Origin of the sequence: Vibrio sp. 10N.286.51.E5, from assembly GCF_041469125.1 — a bacterium.
GTDB lineage: Bacteria > Pseudomonadota > Gammaproteobacteria > Enterobacterales > Vibrionaceae > Vibrio > Vibrio crassostreae_C.
In genome coordinates this window covers 19,893-45,603 of record NZ_JBFRJZ010000055.1, presented here as the reverse complement: position 1 = coordinate 45,603, position 25,711 = coordinate 19,893, and the positions used below count along the sequence as shown (strand labels likewise).

Annotated in this window: 22 protein-coding genes; 20 read left to right on the top strand and 2 right to left on the bottom strand. The window is 46.0% G+C overall.

Features of this window, described 5'->3' with window-relative positions:
- Positions 1–61: 61 nt before the first annotated feature.
- The 15 genes from AB4161_RS18870 (at position 62) to ureG (ending at position 13,644) form a co-directional block, all read left to right on the top strand.
- A complete protein-coding gene (locus tag AB4161_RS18870; protein ID WP_372083905.1) occupies positions 62–1,051 on the top strand; it encodes a sensor domain-containing diguanylate cyclase in 990 nt (329 codons plus the stop codon).
- A gap of 36 nt (positions 1,052–1,087) precedes the next feature.
- Positions 1,088–1,315: a zinc ribbon domain-containing protein gene (locus AB4161_RS18865; RefSeq protein ID WP_017056199.1), complete on the top strand. Its 228-nt coding sequence runs from the start codon at positions 1,088–1,090 to the stop codon at positions 1,313–1,315.
- A gap of 294 nt (positions 1,316–1,609) precedes the next feature.
- A complete protein-coding gene (gene urtA, locus AB4161_RS18860) occupies positions 1,610–2,896 on the top strand; it encodes an urea ABC transporter substrate-binding protein (RefSeq protein WP_017069306.1) in 1,287 nt (428 codons plus the stop codon).
- A 160-nt stretch (positions 2,897–3,056) separates the two neighbouring features.
- Entirely contained in the window at positions 3,057–4,685 is a 1,629-nt protein-coding gene (gene urtB, locus AB4161_RS18855) for an urea ABC transporter permease subunit UrtB (protein WP_372055855.1), read from the top strand.
- Positions 4,686–4,695: 10 nt separating this feature from the next.
- Complete coding sequence (urtC, locus tag AB4161_RS18850; protein ID WP_372083902.1) at positions 4,696–5,868, top strand: urea ABC transporter permease subunit UrtC; 1,173 nt, start codon at positions 4,696–4,698, stop codon at positions 5,866–5,868.
- On the top strand, positions 5,865–6,707 hold the full coding sequence (urtD, locus tag AB4161_RS18845) for an urea ABC transporter ATP-binding protein UrtD (RefSeq protein WP_017062506.1): 843 nt from the start codon (positions 5,865–5,867) through the stop codon (positions 6,705–6,707). Before urtC ends, urtD begins: the two co-directional genes overlap by 4 nt.
- A gap of 1 nt (position 6,708) precedes the next feature.
- A complete protein-coding gene (gene urtE / locus AB4161_RS18840) occupies positions 6,709–7,404 on the top strand; it encodes an urea ABC transporter ATP-binding subunit UrtE (RefSeq protein WP_372083900.1) in 696 nt (231 codons plus the stop codon).
- Positions 7,401–8,348 (top strand): urease accessory protein UreD, encoded by a 948-nt coding sequence (locus AB4161_RS18835; protein WP_017062504.1) that lies wholly within the window; start codon positions 7,401–7,403, stop codon positions 8,346–8,348. The genes urtE and AB4161_RS18835 overlap by 4 nt, the downstream gene beginning before the upstream one ends.
- Positions 8,349–8,481: 133 nt before the next feature.
- Complete coding sequence (gene ureA / locus AB4161_RS18830) at positions 8,482–8,784, top strand: urease subunit gamma (RefSeq protein ID WP_004735119.1); 303 nt, start codon at positions 8,482–8,484, stop codon at positions 8,782–8,784.
- An 11-nt stretch (positions 8,785–8,795) separates the two neighbouring features.
- Positions 8,796–9,131, top strand: coding sequence for an urease subunit beta (locus AB4161_RS18825; protein WP_017062503.1), 336 nt, complete (start codon positions 8,796–8,798; stop codon positions 9,129–9,131).
- Between the two features lie 39 nt (positions 9,132–9,170).
- Positions 9,171–10,874 (top strand): urease subunit alpha, encoded by a 1,704-nt coding sequence (gene ureC / locus AB4161_RS18820; RefSeq protein ID WP_017084416.1) that lies wholly within the window; start codon positions 9,171–9,173, stop codon positions 10,872–10,874.
- Between the two features lie 77 nt (positions 10,875–10,951).
- Positions 10,952–11,404, top strand: coding sequence for an urease accessory protein UreE (ureE, locus tag AB4161_RS18815; RefSeq protein ID WP_048614367.1), 453 nt, complete (start codon positions 10,952–10,954; stop codon positions 11,402–11,404).
- A 235-nt stretch (positions 11,405–11,639) separates the two neighbouring features.
- Entirely contained in the window at positions 11,640–12,236 is a 597-nt protein-coding gene (locus AB4161_RS18810) for a HupE/UreJ family protein (protein ID WP_017079882.1), read from the top strand.
- A gap of 42 nt (positions 12,237–12,278) precedes the next feature.
- Positions 12,279–12,959, top strand: coding sequence for an urease accessory protein UreF (locus AB4161_RS18805; protein WP_136974075.1), 681 nt, complete (start codon positions 12,279–12,281; stop codon positions 12,957–12,959).
- A gap of 46 nt (positions 12,960–13,005) precedes the next feature.
- Complete coding sequence (gene ureG / locus AB4161_RS18800; RefSeq protein ID WP_017062498.1) at positions 13,006–13,644, top strand: urease accessory protein UreG; 639 nt, start codon at positions 13,006–13,008, stop codon at positions 13,642–13,644.
- 93 nt (positions 13,645–13,737) lie between these two features.
- Here ureG and xseA read toward each other — a convergent pair whose 3' ends face one another.
- On the bottom strand, positions 13,738–15,084 hold the full coding sequence (gene xseA / locus AB4161_RS18795; protein WP_065584650.1) for an exodeoxyribonuclease VII large subunit: 1,347 nt from the start codon (positions 15,082–15,084) through the stop codon (positions 13,738–13,740).
- Between the two features lie 269 nt (positions 15,085–15,353).
- Between xseA and guaB the strand changes: the two genes are divergently transcribed.
- From guaB to AB4161_RS18770, 5 genes are all read left to right on the top strand, one after another.
- Positions 15,354–16,817, top strand: coding sequence for an IMP dehydrogenase (gene guaB, locus AB4161_RS18790; RefSeq protein ID WP_017062496.1), 1,464 nt, complete (start codon positions 15,354–15,356; stop codon positions 16,815–16,817).
- Between the two features lie 378 nt (positions 16,818–17,195).
- Positions 17,196–18,749 (top strand): glutamine-hydrolyzing GMP synthase, encoded by a 1,554-nt coding sequence (gene guaA, locus AB4161_RS18785; RefSeq protein WP_372083899.1) that lies wholly within the window; start codon positions 17,196–17,198, stop codon positions 18,747–18,749.
- A 324-nt stretch (positions 18,750–19,073) separates the two neighbouring features.
- Complete coding sequence (locus tag AB4161_RS18780) at positions 19,074–20,786, top strand: chitinase (protein WP_372083897.1); 1,713 nt, start codon at positions 19,074–19,076, stop codon at positions 20,784–20,786.
- A gap of 274 nt (positions 20,787–21,060) precedes the next feature.
- Positions 21,061–22,611 carry a Na+/H+ antiporter NhaC family protein gene (locus AB4161_RS18775; RefSeq protein WP_372083893.1) on the top strand — a complete coding sequence of 517 codons (1,551 nt, stop codon included), beginning with the start codon at positions 21,061–21,063 and terminating at the stop codon, positions 22,609–22,611.
- 506 nt (positions 22,612–23,117) lie between these two features.
- Positions 23,118–23,711, top strand: coding sequence for an acetate uptake transporter (locus AB4161_RS18770; RefSeq protein ID WP_010440610.1), 594 nt, complete (start codon positions 23,118–23,120; stop codon positions 23,709–23,711).
- Between the two features lie 145 nt (positions 23,712–23,856).
- Here the strand turns inward: AB4161_RS18770 and AB4161_RS18765 are convergent, their stop codons facing one another.
- Positions 23,857–25,404 (bottom strand): sodium:alanine symporter family protein, encoded by a 1,548-nt coding sequence (locus tag AB4161_RS18765; RefSeq protein WP_017069529.1) that lies wholly within the window; start codon positions 25,402–25,404, stop codon positions 23,857–23,859.
- Between the last annotated feature and the right edge of the window lie 307 nt (positions 25,405–25,711).

Genomic DNA, 25,711 nt, shown 5'->3' with positions numbered 1-25,711 from the left:
CCAATAACAAGCTTGCATAAGAACAAGTTGTACCCGATTACACAATTGAAAGCCTTAGTGAATGGAACAACAATTTTTATTAGAAGGTCATCGAGCCGTCAATAGCTTGCTACGGAAGCTTGCGCTTGGGATGGATCGCAAAGATTTAAATCACAAGATTATTCAGCTTACCGAGCAGCGCATGGCTTCAATTTTACTGCTCAACTCAGAGTCTAAAACGTTACACCTTGAGTATGCCCCAAACCTGCCTGATTTTTACAATCAACAGATCGAAGGGATAGGAATTGGTGCGGGGATAGGCTCTTGTGGCGAGGCAGCTGCGCTTAAGAAAGCAGTGATGATCTCCAACATAAATGCACACCCAAACTGGGCACCTTTTCTGGCCCTCACCAATCAAGCGAATTTACATGCCTGTTGGTCGGTCCCCATTATCTCGTCGCGCGGTAATGTGTTGGGTACCTTCGCTATTTATAGTCAGTACATCTCTGAACCGCATGAATTTGAGCTCGAGATCTTAGAACTACTGGCTTCCCTGTATTCGGTAGCACTAGAGAAGTTCGAGTTGGAGAATCAGCTTAACTTTTTCGCCAATCGAGATTCTTTAACCCATTGCTTGAATCGTCGTGCACTGTTCAATGAAGCCGAAAAAGTGTTGGCTAAGCGATGTTTTTCAGAAAAGGTGATGGCGTGTCTGTTTGTGGATGTCGATAAGTTCAAATCAATAAATGATACCTATGGCCACAGTTTCGGTGACGATGTGTTGCTGGCGGTTGCCGAAGTTCTTGATGAGGCAACCACAGCATGTGCCAAGATAGGGCGTTATGGTGGTGATGAGTTTGTGGTGTTCTCATGTTTTGATGATCAAGAAAGCGTTGTTAGCTTCTACCACAGCTTAGAGAAAGCACTGCAACAAGCGCTTTATATCAATGATGTGCAATTCTCGGTGAGTGTCGGGCTTTCTTGTGACAAAGATCCTCAAGGATTAGACCAGTTGATCGCACAAGCTGATAAGAACATGTACCAAATCAAGCAAGCGAAGTCTCAGCGGTAGTAGATTGTAAAAATAGTAGTGAATTAGGAAATGCTAATGAGTGAAAATATCTGCCCTAAGTGCCAGTCTGAGCTAGCTTGGGATGGCAAGTATCATTGTGAAAGTTGTCAGGCTCACTTTACTAAAGTTGGGTTTTGCCCTGAGTGCAGCAGCCAACTTGAGAAGCTTCAAGCCTGTGGTGCGGCGAGCTATTTTTGCAACGGTGATTGCAACGAGTTGAAATCAAAGTCGAGAGTAAAATTCGAATTTCAACCTGCGGAATAGCCTTAAACTACATGGTTTGAACGACCATCGGTGATGTTATACCAGAGACTCAATACTAAAGTGTTGGGTCTTTTTTGTATCTGAAGAACAGGAATGTGTCATCTTGGTTCATTCCCACCGTCACTGCACCAGTATGAAACATAGTTACATGATTGCTATGCACTCTATTGGTGTGAGTTTCTTTTAAATTCTATTAATACAATTACTTATAAATAATTTCGTTGGTTTATAAGTTTGGCACTCTTCTTGTAACTCTGTAATTGAATAACAAAAATACAATTATGGAGTAATATCATGAACAAGGTGTTCAATTTATCGCTAGCTGCACTGTGTACAACACTTTCATTTTCTTCTGCAACAGTGTTTGCTGCTGATGAGACCATCAAGGTCGGTGTTCTACACTCACTCTCTGGCACCATGGCGATCAGTGAGACAACGCTAAAAGATACCGTGCTAATGCTCATCGAAGAGCAGAACAAAAAGGGCGGTTTGCTTGGTAAGAAGCTAGAGCCTGTCGTGGTTGACCCTGCGTCAAACTGGCCGCTATTTGCTGAGAAAGCGCGTGAGCTTATCGAAAAAGAGAAAGTGGATGTGGTGTTCGGTGGTTGGACGTCGGTATCACGTAAATCCATGCTACCTGTCTTTGAAGAACTCAACAGCATCCTTTTCTACCCAGTACAGTATGAAGGTGAAGAGTCTTCTAAAAACGTTTTCTACACCGGTGCTGCGCCAAACCAACAAGCGATCCCAGCAGTGGATTACTTGATGGAAGAGCTTGAAGTCGAGCGCTGGGTACTTGCAGGTACCGATTACGTTTATCCACGTACAACCAATAAGATCTTAGAAGCCTACCTAAAAGATAAAGGTGTCGCAGAAGAAGACATCATGATCAACTACACGCCATTTGGTCACTCTGATTGGCAATCTATCGTTTCAGACATCAAAAAGTTCGGTGAAGCTGGCAAGAAAACCGCTGTGGTTTCTACTGTAAACGGCGATGCGAACGTACCTTTCTATAAAGAGCTAGGCGCTCAAGGCATTTCATCTGAAGACATCCCAGTTATTGCATTCTCTGTTGGTGAAGAAGAACTGTCAGGCATGGACACAGAACCATTGGTTGGTCATCTAGCGGCATGGAACTACTTCATGAGTGTTGATACTGAAGCTAATGAAGAGTTCGTTGAAACGTGGCAGTCGTTCATCAAGAGTGAAAAGCGTGTCACCAATGACCCAATGGAAGCGCACTATGTTGGCTTCAATATGTGGGCTCAAGCGGTCACTAATGCGGGCACAACCGATCCTGAATCTGTGCAAGATGCCTTGATTGGCGTGTCTGTACCTAACCTTTCTGGCGGCTACTCTACCATGCTGCCAAACCACCACATTACTAAACCAGTCCTGATCGGTGAAATCCAAGGCGATGGTCAATTCGATATCGTTTGGGAAACCACTGGACTAGTGGCGGGTGATGCTTGGTCGAGTTACTTACCTGAATCGGCAAAACTGTTCTCTAGCTGGTCGAAGCCATTCTCATGTGGTGCGTTTAACGTCGAAACGAAGAAGTGTTCTGGCGGTAACTAGATCGTCAATTCAGGAATATTGAGCCTTCCGGTTTGGGAAGAACGCGTCTGTTTAACGGGCGAAGCGAACGGAAGGCTCATCGTTTCAGGTAACAACCACTATCCACACATCCTCCAAGTAAAAATAACAATATCTAACTTGGTTGGTTAAGGAAGCAGGGATGAAAAACGTATTAAACGTATTTAAAGCGCTGTTGCTCATGGCAGTCAGTGCTCAGTTGGCTTTTGCTGGAATAACGGATGAAGCTAGCTTTACCAAGGCGCTAGTTGGTAAGAAAACATCGGATAAAGAATTAGCTATCGATTGGGTGATTGAGACGCAAACGGAAGATGTGTCGAAAGCTATTTTAGATGGCTGGTTAAACGGAAACCTTTACTACTTCAATGAGAAACAGAGCGAGCAGTACAAACAGCTCTACCTCATTCAAAGTATCAAAACAGCGACGTCAGCTCAGTCAGTATGGGATGATTCAACGCTTAATATCGAGAATGCGAGACAGTTTAAAAAGGTTCGTGTGAATAACAAACTTCGCGGGATATTACGCGGGGAAATAGCCTCGATTGGACTGAACAGCGGCAACCCTGATGTGCGTTATAAGGCGGTTTTGGATTTGTTAGGAACCAAAGACGCTGACATTATCGAACGACTAACTGAACTCAGAGCCAATGAATCAGATGGCAAAGTAGCTGAGCTAATGGATTTGTCGTTAGCGATTGCCACTTCTCTTAATAACAGTGCCACCATTGAAGATCGTGTGGCTTCAATTGAACGAGTTGGCGACTTCAAACACTCGGTCGTTCTGAAAACACTGAACCAACTACTGAACAGTGAGCAAGATCCAAGCATTACCGCTGCAGCAGAACGTGCGATGGATAGCTATCAACAAAGCCAAGCACTCTATTCGGGTGTAGAAACAGTATTCTTCGGTTTGAGTTTAGGCTCGGTATTGGTACTGGCAGGCATTGGCTTAGCGATTACCTTTGGTGTGATGGGCGTTATCAACATGGCTCATGGTGAGCTGATCATGATTGGCGCTTACACCACCTATGTATTGCAACTTCTGATGCCGAATCATATTGGTTTAGCGCTAATACTTTCTATTCCTGCAGCATTCATCGTTTCGGGCTTAGTGGGTATTGCGATTGAGCGAAGCGTGATTCGTCACCTTTATGGGCGTCCATTAGAGACCTTGCTCGCCACCTTTGGTATCAGCTTAATCTTGCAGCAAGCCGTTCGCTCTATTTTCTCTCCGCTGAACCGATCAGTGAGTACACCTGAATGGATGTCTGGAGCACTTCAATTAAACCCAATGTTGTCCCTGACCTACAACCGCCTTTACATCATTCTCTTCTGTGGTTTGGTGTTTATGGGCTTATTAATGGTTCTGAAAAAGACACCACTAGGTTTGCAGGTTCGTGCGGTTTCTCAAAACCGTGGCATGGCTCGTGCGATGGGTATTCGTTCAGAGCGAGTTGATGCGATGACCTTCGGTTTAGGCTCTGGCGTTGCGGGTGTTGCAGGCGTGGCACTGTCTCAACTGACCAACGTTGGCCCAAATATGGGGCAGGCGTACATCATCGACTCATTCATGGTGGTGGTATTCGGCGGTGTTGGCAACCTATGGGGCACGCTAGTCGCAGGCTTAAGCCTTGGTCTGTTCAATAAAATTTTAGAACCATGGGCTGGTGCGGTTCTCGCCAAGATTCTGGTACTGGTTTTCATCATTCTATTTATTCAAAAACGCCCACGCGGACTCTTCCCGCAACGTGGTCGTGCGGCTGAAGGTTAAGGACAACATCATGCAGTCAAAATCATTTGTACTTTCGGCAATGCGTGGTGACAAAGGTGGCCAACTGACCATCCTTGCCATTCTAGCGGCCGTTATTCTTATCCCACTGGCTAACACCATGTTACCAAGTGGGCACCCGCTCCATGTAGAGACTTTTACTATCTCGCTGATGGGCAAATATCTGAGCTACGCAATGTTGGCGTTGGCGCTCGATCTGGTGTGGGGCTATCTCGGAATCTTGAGCCTTGGCCACGGTGCTTTCTTTGCGCTTGGTGGTTATGCGATGGGCATGTACTTGATGCGTCAGATTGGTGACCGTGGGGTTTATGGTGATCCAGTCTTACCAGATTTCATGGTGTTCCTTGATTGGTCTGCGTTGCCGTGGTTCTGGCATGGCTTTGACCAGTTCTGGTTTGCTTGCCTGATGGTGGTGCTAGTGCCGGGCGCATTGGCTTACTTGTTCGGTTATTTAGCTTTCCGCTCTCGTGTGTCCGGGGTGTATCTTTCTATCATGACTCAGGCATTAACTTACGCATTGATGTTGGCATTTTTCCGCAACGAAATGGGCTTTGGTGGCAACAACGGACTGACGGATTTCAAAGACATCATCGGTCTGAGTTTGCAGAGTGATGCGGTCAAGATAGGTCTGTTTGTCGCGACTGGTATTGCGCTTATTCTCAGCTACATAGCTTGTCGCATGGTGGTGACCAGTCGATTAGGTCGTGTGGCATTAGCGATTCGTGATACGGAATCACGCACTCGCTTTATGGGCTATGACGTCGATGGCATCAAGCTGTGGGTCTTCGTTCTTTCTGCGGTTATCGCCGGTATTGCCGGGGCTTTATATGTCCCTCAAGTGGGTATTATCAATCCGGGAGAATTTGCTCCTCTTAACTCGATTGAGATTGTGGTTTGGGTAGCCTTAGGCGGTCGTGCCACTCTGTTTGGTGCCATTGTCGGTGCATTGATCATCAACTACGCCAAGAGTTGGTTTACGGTTGAGTTCCCGGAGGTGTGGCTGTTTGCTCTGGGTGGACTATTCGTACTCTCAACCATGTACTTCCCACAAGGTGTGATTGGCTTTGTCAGTGAAAAGTGGCAGCAGCTGCGCAAGGCATCAAATGGGAAAAACCAAGATAAAGATAAGGATGATCAGCACAAGGCCAAGGAGGTGATCGCATGACCACATTTAATAGCGTAAAGGAATCGGTTCAGGCGTTCACTCGTCGAGACGAAGTCTTTGATTACCTCAAACCCGATATTCATCCTGCCATCGATACTCGACATAACGTGCTGTTGTATGTCGAAGGCGTCAACAAAAGCTTCGATGGTTTCCAAGCGATAAACGACCTCAACCTCTACATCAAAGAGGGAGAGCTACGCTGTATCATAGGTCCTAATGGCGCAGGTAAAACCACCATGATGGACATTATCACAGGTAAAACTAAGCCAGACACCGGCGAGGTGTGGTTGGGTTCGAACATCAACTTATTGAAGATGAACGAAGCCGAAATCGCCAATGCAGGCGTTGGGCGTAAATTCCAAAAACCGACCGTGATTGAGTGTTTAACTGTGTGGCAGAACCTTGAATTAGCCATGGCCGGTGACCGCTCAGTGTGGGCGACGTTCACCGCTGTGATGTCTGGTGAACAGAAAGACAAATTGACCTCGGTACTTGAGCTGATTCATTTAAAAGACGAAGCGGCGAATTTGGCAGGTAACCTGTCTCACGGACAAAAGCAGTGGTTAGAGATCGGCATGCTATTGATGCAAAACCCTAAGCTGTTGCTGGTGGATGAACCCGTGGCAGGTATGACTCACCAAGAAATGGATCGCACCTCTGAGTTACTTAACTCACTGGCAGGTAAGCACTCGGTTGTGGTCGTTGAACATGATATGGATTTCGTTCGTTCGATTGCTAGCCATGTCACCGTGCTTCATCAAGGTCATGTGCTGGCTGAAGGCACTATGGATCAAGTGCAGGCTCACCCTGAAGTTAAACAAGTTTATCTCGGAGAATAGGATGTTAGAGGTTAAATCAGTTAATCAATATTACGGTGAGAGCCACACGCTGTGGGATTTGGATATGCAGATCCCAGAAGGTAAATGCACGGTGCTAATGGGGCGCAATGGCGTCGGTAAAACCACGTTGCTGCAATGCATCATGGGGTTGGTTAAGGTTGAAAGCGGTGACATCTCATTATCGGGCGAGTCGCTTTTGAAAACCGATGCGGAAGATCGCGCTCGCCAAGGCATCGGCTACGTGCCGCAAGGTCGTCAGATCTTTCCGATGCTTACCGTTCAAGAAAACCTAGAAGTAGGCTTGCCGATTCGCGAAAAGGGCGACCGTAAGATCCCTGAGTTCATCTTCGATATATTCCCAGTGTTAAAAGAGATGCTGCATCGTCGCGGAGGTGACTTATCGGGTGGTCAGCAGCAGCAACTGGCGATTGGGCGTGCGCTGGTGGTCAATCCAAAGCTATTGATCTTGGATGAACCGACAGAAGGTATTCAGCCCAATATCGTGCAAGAGATTGGTGACATCATTCGTATGCTCAACGAGAAGATGGGACTCACCGTCCTACTTGTTGAGCAGAAGCTGCCATTTGCGAGAAAGGTCGGTGACCGATTTTGCATTCTCGACCGTGGTCGTCAGGTAGCAGAAGGTGAAATGAAAGGGCTCGATGAGTCCTTGATAAAGGAGTACCTAACCGTATGAATTCTCTCTTTTCTCCGAATGAAGTAAGCAAGGCTTCTTTAGTAGAAGCTTTATCTTTGAATGAGACCATCGAACAAGATATTCGTGATGGTTGGCAAGCGAGTTTAAACCTCACCTTTGTCGATCGAGGTGATAAAACCGTATTAAAGAATCGTCAGCAGTCTGGTCCGCTTGCGGTGCAACGCCCCCTGTATCCTGATGGGGAAACGTGTCACACCTACTTACTCCATCCCCCCGGCGGAGTGGTAGGTGGTGACACTCTCAATATTAACGTGAATCTTGAGCACGGTGCTCACGCGTTGATTACCACACCCGGTGCGACCAAGTTTTATCGCTCAAACAACAAGTACGCCAAGCAGAAGCAGACCCTACGAGTGAAGAAAGATGCACGCTTGGAATGGATGCCGCAAGAGAACATCTTTTTCCCGAATGCACACGTTCGTTTAGATACTGAAATTCGCCTAGAAAAGGGTGCACAGTTTTGGGGTTGGGAGATGCACTGTTTTGGACGCCCTGCACAGAATGAGGGATTCGAGCATGGTCATCTCGTTGGGAAAACAGAAATCTATCTTGATAATCAAAGGCTTCTGACTGAAGGCTTTAATTTTCATGGTGGCGATAAGTTAATGATAAATATGGGGTTACTTGATTATTCAATGATGGGAACCTTTTATATCACCTCAAATGAGAAGCAAGATCTAGAGTTGGTACAGAGCTTGCTCATATCTATTACACAGCAAGCTTCACAGCAATCAGTTACATCAAAAACGTCGAGTGAACCCACATTAATATTGGGCGCGACTCAGATAGAAGGATTGATTGTGGTGCGAGCCTTGGGTAATTGGAGTGAAGATATCCTCCAAGCCTTTGGTCAGATTTGGCAAGCAACTCGCTCTCATTTATGTGGTACGACTCCTGATTTACCAAGGATTTGGGCGACTTAGCGATTAGCCCTATTTGTACCGAGGGCGACTTCCGGCCCTCGGTACATTTTTTCAAGCTTGCTGTGATTGAATCCCACTTACTGCTCATGCGTTTCTGAGCAATAAGAAAACAACACTAACAGCGGGCAGCTAAATGGAATTAACACCAAGAGAAAAAGATAAGCTACTTATCTTCTGCGCAGGAATGCTGGCACAGCAGCGTAAACAGAAAGGCTTAAAACTCAACTACCCAGAATCTATTGCTCTGATCAGCAGTGCCATTCTTGAAGGTGCCCGTGAGGGGAAAACCGTTTCGGAATTGATGGATTTTGGACGCACACTGCTTACCGTCGATGACGTTATGGAGGGGATCCCTTCCATGATCCCAGATGTACAAGTCGAAGCGACTTTTCCCGATGGCACCAAGTTGGTGACCGTTCATGAACCTATCGTGTAGGGAGAAGAAATATGGCTGGTTCCACAAAACAATACTCAGGATTCGTTCCCGGAAAAGTAGAAACCGCACCGGGTGACATCACTCTCAATGAAGGCCGAGACACAACGTCCGTTAAGGTGCAAAACATTGGCGATCGTCCTGTCCAAATTGGCTCTCATTACCACTTCTATGAAGCAAACCCTTCGCTGATCTTTAACCGAGAAGTCACTAAAGGCTTTCGACTCAATATTCCTGCGGGTACTGCAACCCGCTTTGAGCCGGGTCAGTCGCGTAGCGTCGAGTTAGTGCGTTACGCCGGTAAGTTAGAGATCTATGGCTTCCAAGGAAAGGTGATGGGCAAGCTCTAAGCGCTCCCACGGAATAATGAAAATAACAAAGGATTGAACATGGCGACGATATCCAGACAGGCTTATGCCGAAATGTTTGGGCCAACAGTCGGTGACCGAGTGCGTCTTGCTGACACTGATTTATGGCTAGAAGTTGAAAAAGATTACACCGTATACGGCGACGAAGTGAAATTCGGCGGCGGCAAAGTTATCCGTGATGGACAAGGGCAAAGCCAACGTCCAAGTGCCGAAACTCCAGATTTGGTGATCACTAACGCGATTGTGTTGGATTACTGGGGCATCGTAAAAGCCGATGTCGCAGTCAAAGATGGTCGAGTTCAGGCATTGGGCAAAGCGGGCAACCCAGATGTTCAACCGGGCGTTGATATTGTGATTGGCCCGGGCACGGAAATTTTAGCAGGCGAAGGTTCAATCTTGACTGCTGGTGGTATTGATTCACACATTCATTTTATTTGCCCACAACAGATTGAAGAAGCACTGGCGTCAGGTGTGACAACCATGATCGGCGGTGGCACGGGGCCAAACACAGGTACTAACGCGACCACATGCACACCGGGGCCTTGGAACATGCACCGCATGCTAGAGTCACTCGATCAATTCCCGATGAACTTTGGTTTGTTAGGCAAAGGCAATGCCAGTCAGCCAGAAGCACTACGTGAGCAAGTAGCGGCAGGCGCGGTGGGTTTGAAGTTACACGAAGACTGGGGAACCACTCCCGCTTCAATCGATACCTGTTTGAGTGTGGCTGACGAGATGGACGTACAAGTTGCGATTCATACCGACACTCTGAATGAATCTGGTTTTGTTGAATCGACACTTGGCGCAATCGGCGACCGCGTGATTCATACCTATCACACCGAAGGTGCGGGCGGTGGTCATGCTCCCGATATTATTCGTGCTGCAGGTGAGCCGAACGTTTTGCCTTCCTCAACCAATCCAACACGCCCTTACACCATCAATACCGTCGATGAGCACTTAGACATGTTGATGGTCTGTCATCACTTGTCACCATCGATTGCTGAAGATGTCGCGTTCGCAGAGTCACGTATCCGCCGTGAAACCATTGCCGCAGAAGACATTCTTCATGACTTAGGTGCCTTTTCGATGATCGCTTCGGACTCACAAGCAATGGGACGTGTAGGCGAGGTGATCACTCGAACTTGGCAAACTGCGCACAAGATGAAAGTTCAGCGCGGCAGCCTAAAAGAAGATTCAGACTACAGCGATAACTTCCGATTAAGACGCTATGTCGCTAAGTACACCATCAACCCAGCGATCACTCATGGTATGTCTCATGAAATCGGTTCTATCGAAGCAGGGAAATTAGCAGACTTAGTGTTGTGGAAGCCCGCTTTCTTTGGTGTGAAACCTAGTGTGATTTTGAAAGGCGGCATGATCGCCATGGCGCCGATGGGTGACCCAAATGCTTCAATCCCAACACCTCAGCCAGTCCATTACCGTTCAATGTTTGGTAGCTACGGCAAGGCATGTCAAAACACATCAATGTTGTTTGTTTCTAAGGAAGCCAAGGCGCAGAACATTGATAAGCAATTGGGTTTGCAGAGCTTGATTGGTGTTGTGAGCAACTGCCGAAACATCAGCAAAGCCGACATGAAGCTCAATGATTGGATGCCGAAGATTGAAGTCGACTCTCAGACGTACCAAGTGCGCGCCGATGGTGAACTACTCACGTGTGAGCCTGCTGAAGAGCTGCCAATGGCTCAGCGGTACTTTCTATTCTAAGCCTTTGACTAAAGAATCTTATTTTAGTGACCCTATTTTGAACGTTATAAATCTCACAAGGAGATTGAGGTAATAGCATGATTGAACTGACTCAACTGAATACTCAAATACAAAATGCACCGGACGGCTATTTGAGCCTGCCGATCGATAGTCGCATCAAAAGCCGCCTTAAGGTGATGCTAGATGACGGGCGCAATGCAGGGCTGTTTCTACCACGAGGTCATATCTTGCGTGGCGGCGAACAACTCTCAAGTGAATGTGGTTTAGTCGTAGAAGTGAAAGCGGCACCGGAAACTGTTTCGACTGTTTATTGTGAAGACCCACACTTGCTAACGCGAGTGGCGTATCACCTTGGTAACCGTCATGTTCCGCTGCAAGTGGAAGCGGGTTGGGTTCGTTATCAACACGACCATGTTTTAGATGAAATGGTTGAAGGCTTAGGCGCGAAAGTGACCACTGAGAAACAACCGTTTGAACCAGAAGGCGGTGCTTATGGCGGTCGCTCTGGTGGACATCATCACCATCATTAATCGAGTCATTGATGACTCACTAGACGATTTATATAACAACGATATTAATAACAATAATACCAATCACAGTAAGTAAGTGATCAACAATAGCGCAGAAAAAAGGCTTGAGAACAAGGCATAATTTTTCGATAAGTAGTTATTCTACAATCAAAAATTATAACGCAGTTATCGAGCATTTTAGCAAGCTAGGGTGAGCAATTATTTACTACGATTGGTATAAAGCAAGGAACTCGCGATGAACTTTAAAACAGCTGCAGGCTTATGCACTTTCACAATAGCTTCTCTAACAACATCAACGATGGCTTTCGCTCACCCAGGACATGGGGCGCATTCAGTTCATGAGTCTCACTCGTTTATGTCTGGCTTAACTCACCCTGTGACTGGCATGGATCATCTGATCATGCTGATCGCTTTCGGTTTATTAATTGGCGCACTGTCATTTTCCACCAAGACAAAAGCAGCTCTGATTGGCGGTGGATTGGTGTCTTTAGTGGTAGGGCTTATCGCAGGCCAAGCCCTAGGTTTCTCTGTGATTGTTGAGCCTGCCATTATCGCTTCTCTGTTTGTCGTCAGCTTATGTTTATGGCATGTATTCTCACCATCAACCAAGCGTGTAAACAGCGTATTAGTTGCTTCGATTGCTATGTTGTTTTTCCATGGTTACGCACACGGCGTTGAAGCCGCGAGCAACCTGACTCAGTTCGCAACAGGCATGAGTATCAGTGCTTTGGCTCTGATGGTTATCGGTACTTTTGTTGGTCGCGCGGTTTACTCTAAATGGTTGTCAGTCGGCGTGGCTTCAGCAAGCGCACTATTGCTGTTAGGCGCGTAGGCTCTCGAACTTATTTGATTCTGGAAGACTGAGGGCACGATTATGACCACAACAGAAAATGTAGCCGTCTATCGTCTGTTTCAATTGATCAGTCCATCGTTGCCGATTGGTGGGTTCACTTATTCGCAAGGCTTAGAGTTAGCGGTTGAAGCGGGGTGGGTGACCGATCGCAACAGCATGGAACAGTGGCTTAATACCATCGTCAGTTCCAGTGTCGCAACTTTGGAATTACCTATCTTAGAGCGTCTTTATCACGCGCTAGAAAAGGGTGAAATCGATGAGATTGAGCATTGGTGTAACTACTTATACTCAAGCCGTGAAACCAGTGAATTGCGAGCGGAAGAAAAGCAGCGTGGGCATGCATTGAACACCTTGTTGAAGCGCTTGGATATCGATATTTCGCTGGTGGATTCTGTTGATAGTCACCCAAACCAATTGTTGGGCATGTGTATGGCGGCTCAGCATTGGGGCATTGATTTAGAAAGCCTCAAGCAAGGTTACTTATGGAGCTGGCTTGAAAATATCGTTACCGCAGGCGTGAAACTGGTGCCTTTAGGTCAAACCGACGGGCAGTTGGCATTGATTAATATCACCAACACCTTTCCTGAGGTGATCGAAAAGGCCCACGCGATAGAAGATTGGATGGTAGGCAGTTTTTCGCCATCAATGGCATTAGCAAGTTCACTGCACGAAACACAATACACACGACTATTTCGTTCGTAGCGGTCAGCTCGAACGGTATAGTAAAAAGAATATAAGGAAGTAGACAATGGAAAGTTATAAGCAACCCCTTCGAATTGGTATTGGCGGCCCGGTAGGGTCTGGTAAAACAGCGTTGTTAGAGGTGCTGTGTAAAGCAATTCGAGACAAGCTGAATATTGCAGTCGTAACCAATGACATCTACACCCAAGAAGATGCAAAGATCCTCACTCGCGCTGAAGCTTTAGAACCTGACCGTATCATCGGTGTTGAAACGGGCGGTTGCCCGCATACTGCGATTCGTGAAGATGCGTCGATGAACCTAGCGGCCGTTGAAGAGCTGGCTAAGCTGCATAAGAACCTCGATGTGGTATTCGTCGAAAGTGGCGGTGATAACTTGAGTGCGACGTTCAGCCCTGAATTAGCCGATCTTACCATCTACGTGATTGATGTAGCGGAAGGGGAGAAGATCCCACGTAAAGGTGGTCCGGGTATTACGCGTTCTGATCTGCTGGTTATCAATAAGATCGATTTAGCACCATATGTGGGTGCGTCACTTGAGGTGATGGAGCAAGACACACAACGCATGCGTCCAACCAAGCCATACGTGTTCACCAACCTCAAAGAGAGCCAAGGGCTAGACTTCATCATCAACTTTATTGTGACTGAAGGGATGCTAACCATGAAGGAGCCTTCTACTACTGAGTAGGGTTGGAATAGGTTAGTTTTTTGAAAGCGTTAGATACTAAAAAGCCCTGTCGATTATCGATAGGGCTTTCTGGTTTGAAACGTTAGGTCGAACTTAAAGCTCGCTCTTAGTCACTCTTGTGGTCACTTGCGACTCAATCACACCGTCTTCAACTTGAGTGGTGATCACTTCACCGACTTCGACATCGTTAATCGATGATACCGTCTTGCTCGATTCTGAATGAGTAATGCTGTAGCCACGCTTTAGGGTTGCCAGTGGACTAACGGTCTCTAACTTCTCTGCAGCCATAGCGAGCTGGTGGCGAGTGGTTAGTAATGTCTTGTCCATTGCATCCAATAGCTTTTGCTCTGAACGTTGCAGATGCAGTTTCTGTTCGCCAAGGCGTTTCACTGGCGAGTTCAATTGAAGCTGGTGCTGTTTACGTTCAACACGCTGTGCATGCTGTTTTAGGTATTGAGTCATACCACGACGCAAACGCATATCTAGGTCATCAAGCTGCTGACTCTGCTTTTGAAGTTGGTAGCTAGGGTGTTGCTTCTCTAAGCGGTATTTCAACGTTTGAGTGGATTGCGCCTGTTTGATTAACACATGACGAATCGCACTGACTAAGCGAGCACGTTTAGACGCGAAAGCTTGTTCTTTATGACTGTTATCACGGCTAACCAATTCTGCGGCAGCTGATGGCGTTGGGGCACGCATATCGGCAACGAAATCAGCGATAGTGACATCCACTTCGTGGCCAACGGCGCTGATAATCGGGATTTGGCTTGCTGCGATTGTGCGAGCTACGATCTCGTTATTGAAGCACCATAGGTCTTCCAGTGAGCCGCCACCACGGCCGACGATTAACACATCACATTCATTGCGTTCGTTAGCGCGTCCAATCGCTTGGGCAATCTGAATCGCCGCCTCTTCGCCTTGAACCATGGTCGGGTAAACCACAACCGGTAGCGAAGGATCGCGCCTTTTTAGTACATCAAGAATATCAAACAGCGCTGCACCGGTTTTAGATGTGATAACGCCAACACGTTTTGGGTGTTCAGGAAGAGCTTGCTTACTTGATTGAGCAAACAGTCCTTCTGCGGCAAGGTTCATCTTCAGCTTTTCAAATTCTTGCTGAAGTTTACCGTCACCCTCTGGCTGCATGCTTTCGATGATCAGTTGGTAGTCACCGCGTGGCTCGTAAAGAGATAGGCGAGCTTTGACTAAAACTTGATTGCCGTTCTGAGGCTTAAAGGTCACACGGCGGTTATTGCCACGAAACATGGCGCATTTAACTTGAGCGCGAGAGTCTTTTAGCGTGAGGTACCAGTGACCAGAGACAGGTGCAGAGAAGTTTGAGATTTCACCAACGAGCCAGACTATTCCCATTTCGTTTTCTAATAGGAGACGAACCTCTGAGTTGAGGCGAGAAACAGTAAAGATGTTTGGATTAGTCATAGAAGCACTATCTTTCCTTGAAGGAAGGTCTTTCTTGGAATCTCACAGGGCGTGAGTATGGAAGATAGCGGCAATATAATACATAGCAAGGGGGTAAATGCAAATTAAAAGTACAAAAATGTGTAGCCAAGCGATTTCGTTGGCCGTATAATCCGTCCGCAATATCTAATCCAAATGCAGTTTGATTTTCCTTAATTGGCTGCCCTCATTAGGCGAAACGATGAGATTGGATTGTTTCTTTTTACTCCTATTATTGTGAGATATTGCAAATGCTAAGAATTGCCAAAGAAGCGCTGACATTCGACGACGTACTGCTAGTGCCAGCACACTCCACCGTTCTCCCTAATACAGCTGATCTTCGCACTCAGCTGACGAAGAATATTTCCCTAAACATCCCAATGATATCTGCATCTATGGATACTGTGACAGAAGCTCGCCTAGCGATTGCACTGGCACAAGAAGGCGGAATAGGCTTCATTCATAAGAATATGTCAATCGAACAGCAAGCTGAAATGGTTCGCCAGGTTAAAATTTACGAAGCTGGTGTGGTTTCTCACCCAGTAACAGTAAGCCCTGACGCGACAATCGCTGATGTTGTAGCCCTTACCCAAAAACACGGCTTTGCCGGTTTCCCTGTTGTTACTGAAACAAACGAACTTGTTGGTATTATTACTGGCCGTGACGTTCGCTTTGTTACTGACCTTTCTAAGAAAGTTGATGTAGTAATGACACCTAAAGCTCGCCTTGCTTCTGTTAAAGAAGGTGCAACTCGTGAAGAAGTTCAAGAGAAAATGCACGAAGCGCGTGTTGAAAAAGTTCTTGTTGTAAATGATGACTTCCAACTGACTGGAATGATCACTGCAAAAGATTTCCACAAAGCAGAACGTAAACCAAACGCATGTAAAGATGAGCGCGGCAGCCTACGTGTAGGTGCAGCTGTTGGTGCTGGTGCTGGTAACGAAGAGCGTGTTGCTGCTCTAGTTGAAGCTGGCGTAGACGTTCTACTTATCGACTCTTCACACGGTCACTCTGAAGGCGTACTTAACCGTATCCGCGAAACTCGCGCTGCATACCCTGATCTACAAATCATCGGTGGTAACGTAGCAACTGGTGCTGGCGCACGTGCTCTTATCGAAGCGGGTGTTAGTGCAGTTAAAGTTGGTATCGGCCCAGGTTCAATCTGTACGACTCGTATCGTTACTGGTGTTGGTGTTCCTCAAGTAACAGCAATCGCAGACGCAGCGGAAGTTGCAAACGAATACGGTATTCCAGTAATCGCAGATGGCGGTATCCGCTTCTCTGGCGATATCTGTAAAGCTATCGTTGCTGGCGCATCTTGTGTGATGGTTGGTTCAATGTTCGCGGGTACTGAAGAAGCACCGGGTGAAGTTATTCTTTACAACGGTCGTTCTTACAAGTCTTACCGTGGTATGGGTTCTCTTGGCGCTATGTCTCAAGGCTCTTCTGACCGTTACTTCCAATCTGACAACGCTGCAGACAAGCTTGTTCCAGAAGGTATTGAAGGTCGTATCGCATACAAAGGTCGTCTAAAAGAGATCGTTCACCAACAGATGGGCGGTCTACGCTCAAGCATGGGCCTAACGGGTTCTGCAACTGTTGAAGACATGCGTACTAAAGCTGAGTTTGTTCGTATCTCTGGTGCGGGCATGAAAGAATCTCACGTACACGATGTTCAAATCACGAAAGAAGCACCTAACTACCGTTTAGGTTAATAATACGTCCAAACGTTTGAATAATGTGCTGATTTAGTCGGCACATTAATATACCAATCGTAGTAAATAACTGGTCATCCTAGCTTGTTAAAAACCTCGATAACTTCGTTAGAATTTTTGATTGTAGAATAACTACTTATCAGAACTCTTTGTCGAATAGAGCAGCCTCGTTCTCAGGCTTTTTTCCTACGCTATTCCTGAACACTTACTTACTGTGATTGGTATTATATCTACCGCCTGTTTTGTTAAAAGTCCGATTGTCTCAAAACACGTGGTTAAAGATATCTAACGAAAACGTTTGCTTTATTTCTTGAAGAGTTAATCAGAGGTGAGTAAACTCACCTCCGTTTTATCACATAGCCAATAAGACTGCTTACAATGACTAAAAATATTCATGACCAACGTATTCTAATTCTAGACTTCGGTTCTCAATACACACAGCTAGTAGCTCGTCGTATTCGTGAGATCGGTGTTTACTGTGAACTTTGGAGCTGGGACGTAGAAGAAGCGGATATTCGTGAATTCAATCCAGACGGCATCATCCTATCTGGTGGTCCTGAAAGTGTAACGGAGGAGAACTCTCCACGTGCACCTCAGTACGTATTTGATTCAGGTGTTCCTGTATTCGGTATCTGCTACGGCATGCAAACTATGGCTGAGCAACTTGGCGGTAAAGTAGCAACGTCTACTGAGCGCGAGTTCGGCTACGCAGCGGTACAAGTGACTGGCGAATCTGCACTTTTCGCTGACCTTGAGTCAACTCAAGATGTTTGGATGAGCCACGGCGACAAAGTAGTTGAGATTCCAGCTGATTTCACAAAGATCGCTGAAACAGACACTTGCCCATACGCTGCAATGGCAAACGAAGAGAAGAAGTACTTCGGTGTTCAATTCCACCCAGAAGTAACACACACTAAAAACGGCCTGAAAATGCTTGAGAACTTCGTTCTTAACGCATGTGGTTGTGAAGGTCTGTGGACTTCAGCTTCAATCATTGAAGATGCAGTTGCACGTATTAAAGAACAAGTAGGTGACGACGAAGTTATCCTTGGTCTTTCTGGTGGTGTTGATTCATCTGTAGTTGCGATGCTTGCTCACCGCGCTATCGGCGACAAACTAACATGTGTATTTGTTGATAACGGCCTTCTTCGTCTAAACGAAGCTGAGCAAGTTATGGATATGTTTGGTGACCAGTTCGGCCTAAACATCATCAAAGTCGATGCAGAAGATCGTTTCCTTAAAGCTCTGGAAGGCGAAGCTGAACCAGAAGCTAAGCGTAAAATCATCGGTCACGTATTCGTAGATATCTTCGATGAAGAGTCTAAGAAACTATCTAATGCTAAATGGCTTGCTCAGGGTACTATCTACCCAGACGTAATCGAGTCTGCAGCATCTAAGACAGGTAAAGCACACGTAATCAAATCTCACCACAACGTTGGTGGCCTTCCTGATGATATGGAAATGGGTCTTGTTGAACCTCTACGTGAGCTGTTTAAAGATGAAGTACGTAAGATCGGCCTTGAGCTTGGTCTTCCATACAACATGCTTTACCGCCACCCATTCCCGGGTCCTGGTCTAGGCGTTCGTGTTCTTGGCGAAATCAAGAAAGAGTACTGTGATCTACTGCGTCGCGCAGATGCTATTTTCATTGAAGAGCTTCACGCTGCTGACCTTTACCACAAAGTATCTCAAGCATTCACGGTATTCCTACCAGTACGTTCAGTTGGCGTAATGGGCGATGGCCGTAAGTACGATTGGGTTGTATCTCTACGTGCCGTAGAAACTATCGACTTCATGACTGCTCACTGGGCACACCTACCATACGACTTCCTAGGTAAGGTTTCTAACCGTATTATCAACGAAGTTAACGGCATTTCACGTGTTGTTTACGATATTTCTGGTAAGCCACCAGCAACTATCGAGTGGGAATAATCTCTTAGAGATTTAACCAACTTTGATTAAGATCTTAAGCCTCGAACTCAGTTCGGGGCTTTTTTCTTTTCGATTGATTATATTGATTCATTACATTAAAGGCTTATGAGCAATACCTCGAAATCAAATGAACAATAACTAGAAACCAAATGAGTTGGAAACTAGATATCAGCTCAAGAAACCATGAGACGCTTTGTTGTGCTGAGCCATGTATCAAAAAGATCACTCGCACTTTTTATAAATTCACACAGCTACAGCTAGGCCATTCCACATGTGAAGCATACTCTTTGATGGACTTATTAAGGACAGATAAGAGAATCCATCATGTTAAAAATCAAATATTTGGCGACAGTACTGGGCTGCACATTAGCAGCGCAAAGTCATGCGTCTTTGAACATTCAACCTGATCCGCAAAACCCGAATGGTTACCTTGTTGAAAAGTCGGCTCTACAAGCTGTTGAACAAGCGAAAACATCCGATCCTATGTATGCGATCTGGTCACAGGCCCTTCAAACTCGCCCGAATACAATCGTTGAAGCGATTGAACCCGGTTCCCCCTCGAATCCTGAAAACATAAAGCGTGTAGAGCGCGTGTTCCCTCAATCTGAATGGGACTTCCTCACTCAGATGGCAGCGCCAGAATACACCTACACTCGCTTCTTACGTGCGATCGGTAAATTCCCAGCGTTCTGTGGAGAGTACACCGATGGCCGTGACTCCGACGCTATCTGTAAGAAATCCATCATCACGGCCTTTGCTCACTTTTCACAAGAGACGGGTGGGCACATCGCGATAGGCAACACCTCTGATAATCCATTAGCTCTAGAAGAGTGGCAGCAAGCGCTGGTGCATGTTCGCGAAATGGGTTGGTCTGAAGGCCAAGAAGGTTACACCACAGGTTGTGGTCAGAATGATTGGCAGAATGCCCGTTGGCCATGTGCTGCGGGGCAGGGTTACTTCGGACGTGGTGCTAAACAGCTTTCTTACCATTTTAATTACGGCGCGTTCTCTGAAGTGATGTTCGATGGCGATGCGACGGTGCTTCTCAACAATCCGGGCTTAGTGGCGGATTCTTGGTTGAACTTAGCGTCTGCTATCTGGTTCTTTTTAACACCACAAGCGCCTAAACCGGCAATGCTGCATGTAATTGACCGAACATGGACACCATCTCAACGTGAATTGGATGCGGGTATTGGCTATGGCTTTGGTACCACAATCAACGTGATTAATGGTGGTATTGAATGTGGCGAGCAGAACAAAGACAAAGGCCAACCCGTTAACCGTATTCGTTACTGGGAAGGGTTAGCCGCGCACTATGAAATTCCTGTAGAAGCCGATGAAGCCAATACATGTTGGCAGCAAACGCCTTACGGAAGCTTGAATCTCAACGGAGCAACGGATGTGTTGTACACCAACTGGGATGGTAACTGGAAATACTACGCAGACCGCCCAGAAGGGTATTCATTTGAGTGTGAGCTAGTGGGCTTTCAAACTGCTTATTCCGCACTGGTGGCTGGCGATTACGAGAAGTGTGTGACCAACTTTTATGGTTCTCATGCGAGTTGGCCTGAAGTGAAAGTGGTCGATAAGCTGGATCCGGTAGATCCTGGTACTGATCCGGGTGGTAATGGTTGGAGTGCGACCAAGGTTTACAACGCGGGTGACCAAGTGACTCACAACGGTGCAACCTATGAAGCGAAATGGTGGACACAAGGGGATGACCCTGCGAATGGAGGCCCTTGGAAGTTGATTGCTGGAGAGCCAACACCACCCGTCGTCACCGATCCTGCGCCAGTCGATCCTACACCTGTTGATCCTGCTCCGGTAGACCCAACACCAGTTGACCCACCTGTTACCGAGCCGCCTGTCGTCGTTGACCCATCGGTGTTTATCACATGGCAAGCGGGCGTTAGCCAAGTGAGTAACGGTGACAAGGTGACACATAACGGCAAGTGTTTCGTGGCTAAAAACGGCCCGGGTGTATGGGAAAGCCCTGTTCAGTCGAATTGGTTCTGGGATGAAATCAGCTGTAATTGATCGTTTGAATACTGAAAAGTGGTCTAACCGACGAGTTCAGTAGTACGACCATAATGATATAAATAGTCAAAAGCCGAAAGTTTCTACTTTCGGTTTTTTTTCGTTTCGAACTTGGCTATCTAAGGAGGGCTGTTGGTCTATTTGGCTATGTTGAAGCGCATTTAAAGACTAATTATCCAGTTAGAGGATAAAGTTCTGTACAAATGGTGGTTGTGAATTTATATTCAAATTTAATTTATATTTATTCTTTTTATTTTAGGGTTAAGGTGTACCTATGGAACAGACAGATATCACGTCACTCATCCCCATTGTTATTACTTTGGTGTTGTCGTTGGCGACAAGGAATGTGGTGATTGGCCTTTTTGCTGGCGTGCTGAGTGGTGTTGCGATGCTGACTGGCATGTTTAGTGAACTTAACCCGCTTGATACGTTTGGTACCATGGTGAAAGGTTACTTAGTCCCTCAACTTACCGACAGCTATAACGCAGGTGTGATCATGCTGTTGGTGTTCATAGGTGGCTTTGTTGCTCTGATGGAGAAGTCGGGTGGTGGTGTTGCGTTTGCAAAACGTGTTACTCAATGGGTAAGCAACAAATGCCAAGCTCAAATCTCAGCATGGTTGGGGGGAATCGTGATATTTTTCTCAGACTTAGGCACCCCTTTAATTGTTGGCCCTGTTTTTCGTCCCCTTTTCGATAAACTAAAACTCTCAAGACAGAAGCTAGCATTCATCATCGATTCAACCTCATCGCCAGTTGCGATCCTTATTCCTTTCATTGGATGGGGCGTTTACATCATGAGTCTGATTCAAAAAGAGTTCACGGCGTTGAATGTCAACATGTCTGATTGGGATGCCTTCATCGGTGCGATTCCTTTTCAGTTCTACGCATTCCTCGCGATTTTCATCGTTCCGCTCGTGTCCGTTAAAGGTTTAGATTTTGGGCCAATGGCAAAAGCTGAGCGTGATTGCCAGGCGGGAATTAACTCTGGCGTGAATAACGAATCACTAAATCCGTTCTCGCATAAAAATGCAAAGGCATCTTTTGTCTGGGCACCATTGTTAGTGATGCTGGTGGTGTTGTGTGCCATGCTGGTACCACAAGGTTTCCCATTCCAAAAGGTCGCAGGTTCATCGTTCAGAGCTGCTTTATCATCGGCTTACTTCTTTGCGGCGATTACCTTAATCTCGCTAATGGCTTACTACGGTGTAAGAAAGCTTTCAGATGGTGTTTCTGTGTACTTAAAAGGTATGGGAAACATGATGCCAGTCGCGATCATCTTGGTACTGGCTTGGGCATTAAGCACCGTTGGTAAAGAGTTGGGTGCAGCGGCTTATATTGCTGAGCAAGCGCAGAGCGGTTTCCCTTACTGGTTAGTTCCTGCTGTAGCCTTTTTACTGTCGGCTATTATCTCATTCGCAACGGGCTCATCGTGGGGAACCTTCGCGATAATGATGCCATTGGTTATTCCAACTGCGATTGCGATAGATGCTCCACTACTCGTCGCAATTGGTGCTGTGTTGTCTGGTGGCTTGTTTGGTGATCACTGCTCACCGATCTCTGAAACCACGATTCTTTCTTCAACCGGGGCAGGGTGTGATCAGTTTGAACACTTTAAGACGCAGCTACCTTATGCGTTGATGAACGGCTCTATCGCTTTGGTTAGTTTTGTAGTGACAGGCTTTACGGGAAGTGCATTGGTTGTGTTAGGCGCTCTTGTTGCTCAGTTGATTGTCGTGACGTTGTTAGCCAAGCGCGATGCGAGTAAAAACGCTTCTTCAGACGTTCAATCTCAAGTGTCTGAGTCTAAAGCTCAACAGGCATAATTTAAGATAACGGGTGAGTGAGTAGATACGGGATGCGAGTAAACGAGTAACGAAAAGCTCGCTCTCTTGTTCTTCATTTCACTTACTTGCATCTAAGCAAACTTCCGTCATTCCCTACAGTGAGGAACGAACGTGATAGGGAATCTCTTTAGTGCGCCAAACGTGCTTATATCGAAGAGGAGATTCCAGATATCTCGTCCCTCGATTCTGGAATGACGCTTCAATCGAGACCTGCTCCTCTTATCCCGCTTACTCGAATCTAAAGACTCTTTTCGTATCTCGCATCTCGTTACTCGCATCTTTTTCATAGCGCGACAGGGAATTTGTTCATTTATAGGTTCTATGAATTAATTAGCGTTGTTATGAAACTAATTTTCCATAAGATCATTTACACAATCTTAGTTTTCGATAACTGGATTACCTAGTTGTACGGTTTATAGATTAAAATTTTCTGATAACTTTTATTGTTTTTTTTTAATCAACCACTTTAATAAGGTAAATTCGCAATGTCGACCAAACTAGCTAACCCAGCGCCACTAGGCTTAATGGGTTTCGGTATGACCACTATTCTTCTTAATATCCACAACGCAGGTTTCTTTCCAATCGATTCAATGATTCTTGCTATGGGTATTTTTTACGGTGGTTTGAGCCAAGTTATCGTGGGCACAATGTGTTTCAAACGTGGTGACACGTTCGGTACAACTGCGTTTACTTCTTACGGCCTATTCTGGTTGTCTTTGGTTGGTTTAATCGTGATGCCTTACATGGGTCTACCTGCAAGCCCTGCAGCATTCATGGGTTGGTACCTACTACTATGGGGCATCTTCACAGGCTTCATGTTCATCGGCTCTCTATGCTACCCAGTGGCGAAGCAAGTAGTATTCGGTTCACTAACTATCTTGTTCTTCCTACTTGCAGCTCGTGATTTCACTGGCAGCGAACTAATCGGCACTATCGCTGGTTTTGAAGGTATCTTCTGTGGCGCTTCAGCTATCTACTTTGCAATGGCACAAGTAATCAACAACGAATACGGCCGCACAGTACTGCCTATCGGTGAGAAGAAAGCACCTCAAATGGCAACACAAGAAATCGCTGCTTAATACTCTAACTCGGGAACAGTTAGTTTGTTATAAGCCATTTATTGGTTATGAATAAAACAAAAGGGGTTAGCCGAAATAGCTAACCCCTTTTTTATGCGTTATTAATAGCACTATTTGTTAAAGCGATCTATTTGCTAAGGAAAGCTTAAGCTGAAGGTTGCTCTACAGGTTTAGTGTCTGCAGCTTCTGCTTCTGGAGACTTGCCTGTTTTACGCTTGTACTTCTCTTCCCAGTAAGTTGCACCTTTAATGCCTAGTTTTACAGGGTTGAATGTGTACTCAGTTACGCCTTGTTTCTGCTGTTCTTCGTAGTCAGCTAGAGCTTTAAGCGCAGGCTTAGACATGAAGAAGATGATCAGAATACCAACGATGTTTAACCATGCCATCAAGCCAACACCAACATCACCCATTGCCCATGCAAGGTTCGCTGTTTTAACTGTGCCATAGAAAACTGCAGTGATAAGAACAAGCTTAAGTACGAACATCATGCCAGGGATCTTGATGGTACGACGTAGGTAAGCAATATTCGTTTCTGCGATGTAGTAGTAAGCAAGAATCGTTGTAAATGCGAAGAAGAACAGAGCAAATGCGATGAATGGCTTACCAATGCCTGGTAGTGCACTTTCAATAGCAAGCTGTGTAAATACAGGACCATTCGCACCGATGTTTGCTGCTAGGTTCTGAACAAGGAACACACCCTCAGCGCCGCCGTGAACGTTGTAAGCACCAGTGATGATGATCATGAACGCTGTAGCAGAACATACTAGAAGAGTATCGATGTAGATAGAGAATGCTTGTACCAAACCTTGCTGAGCTGGGTGATCAACACTTGCAGCCGCTGCCGCGTGAGGACCAGTACCTTGACCCGCTTCGTTTGAGTAAACACCACGTTTAACACCCCAACCAATTGCAGCACCGAAGCCTGCCATAGGTGTGAATGCATCACCAACAATCATTGCGAAAACCGTTGGCACTTGGCTGATGTTTAGCAGAATGATAACGAACGCGATGATGATGTAAGCCAATGCCATGAAAGGAACAACGATTTGTGTGAAGTTCGCAATACGTTTAACACCACCAAAGATGATGAAAGCAAGGATGATAGCAACAACAGTACCGGTGAAAATTTTAGCGAAACTGAATGTACCGACAGCTGTTTCAATCATATCACCTGATCCAAATGCAGCTTCTACAGCATTACCAATACTGTTTGACTGAACACCTGGAAGCAAAATACCACATGCAAAAATAGTCGCGATAGCGAAGATCCATGCGTACCACTTCTGACCCATTGCTTTTTCAATGTAGTAAGCCGGACCACCACGGAACTGGCCTTCGTCTTCTTCTTTGTAGATTTGCGCTAGCGTAGATTCTGCGTAAGCAGTTGCGGCGCCAAAGAAGGCTACAACCCACATCCAGAATACGGCACCTGGGCCACCGAAACCGATAGCGGCAGCAACACCAGCAATGTTACCCGTACCGACACGGCCAGATAGCGAAACGGCTAGAGCTTGGAAAGACGAGATGCCTTTTGATGAGCTTTTACCCGATAGTAGCAAGCGCCACATTTCAAAGAAGTGACGGATTTGAACAAATCGAGTCATGATGGAGTAGAACAAACCTGCACCTAAACATAGGTAGATAAGTACTGGGCTCCAGATTATTCCATTCAAAAAATCAACGAATGACTGCATGAGTATTTTCCCTGTTAGTTTTGCTTATGATTGTTTTTCGAACAACACAATACTTCACTTGTAACCCGAGTGTTAAATTATTTAACTGCGCATTAGGATTACTGTGACATAAAGCAAGTTATAGAGGGTGTTTGTTAATGCTTAGTGCTAATTCTAGAATCGTTCCATTTAATCTGATATGCAACTAGTTGTGATTTGTTGTGTTTTGAAAAGTGAATAAATAGTGATTAATACAGAAAGGGGATCTTGAGGTGCGCATAAGAAACGAAATTGCGCAAAACAGCGGTTAAAGCCGATTAGCATAAAC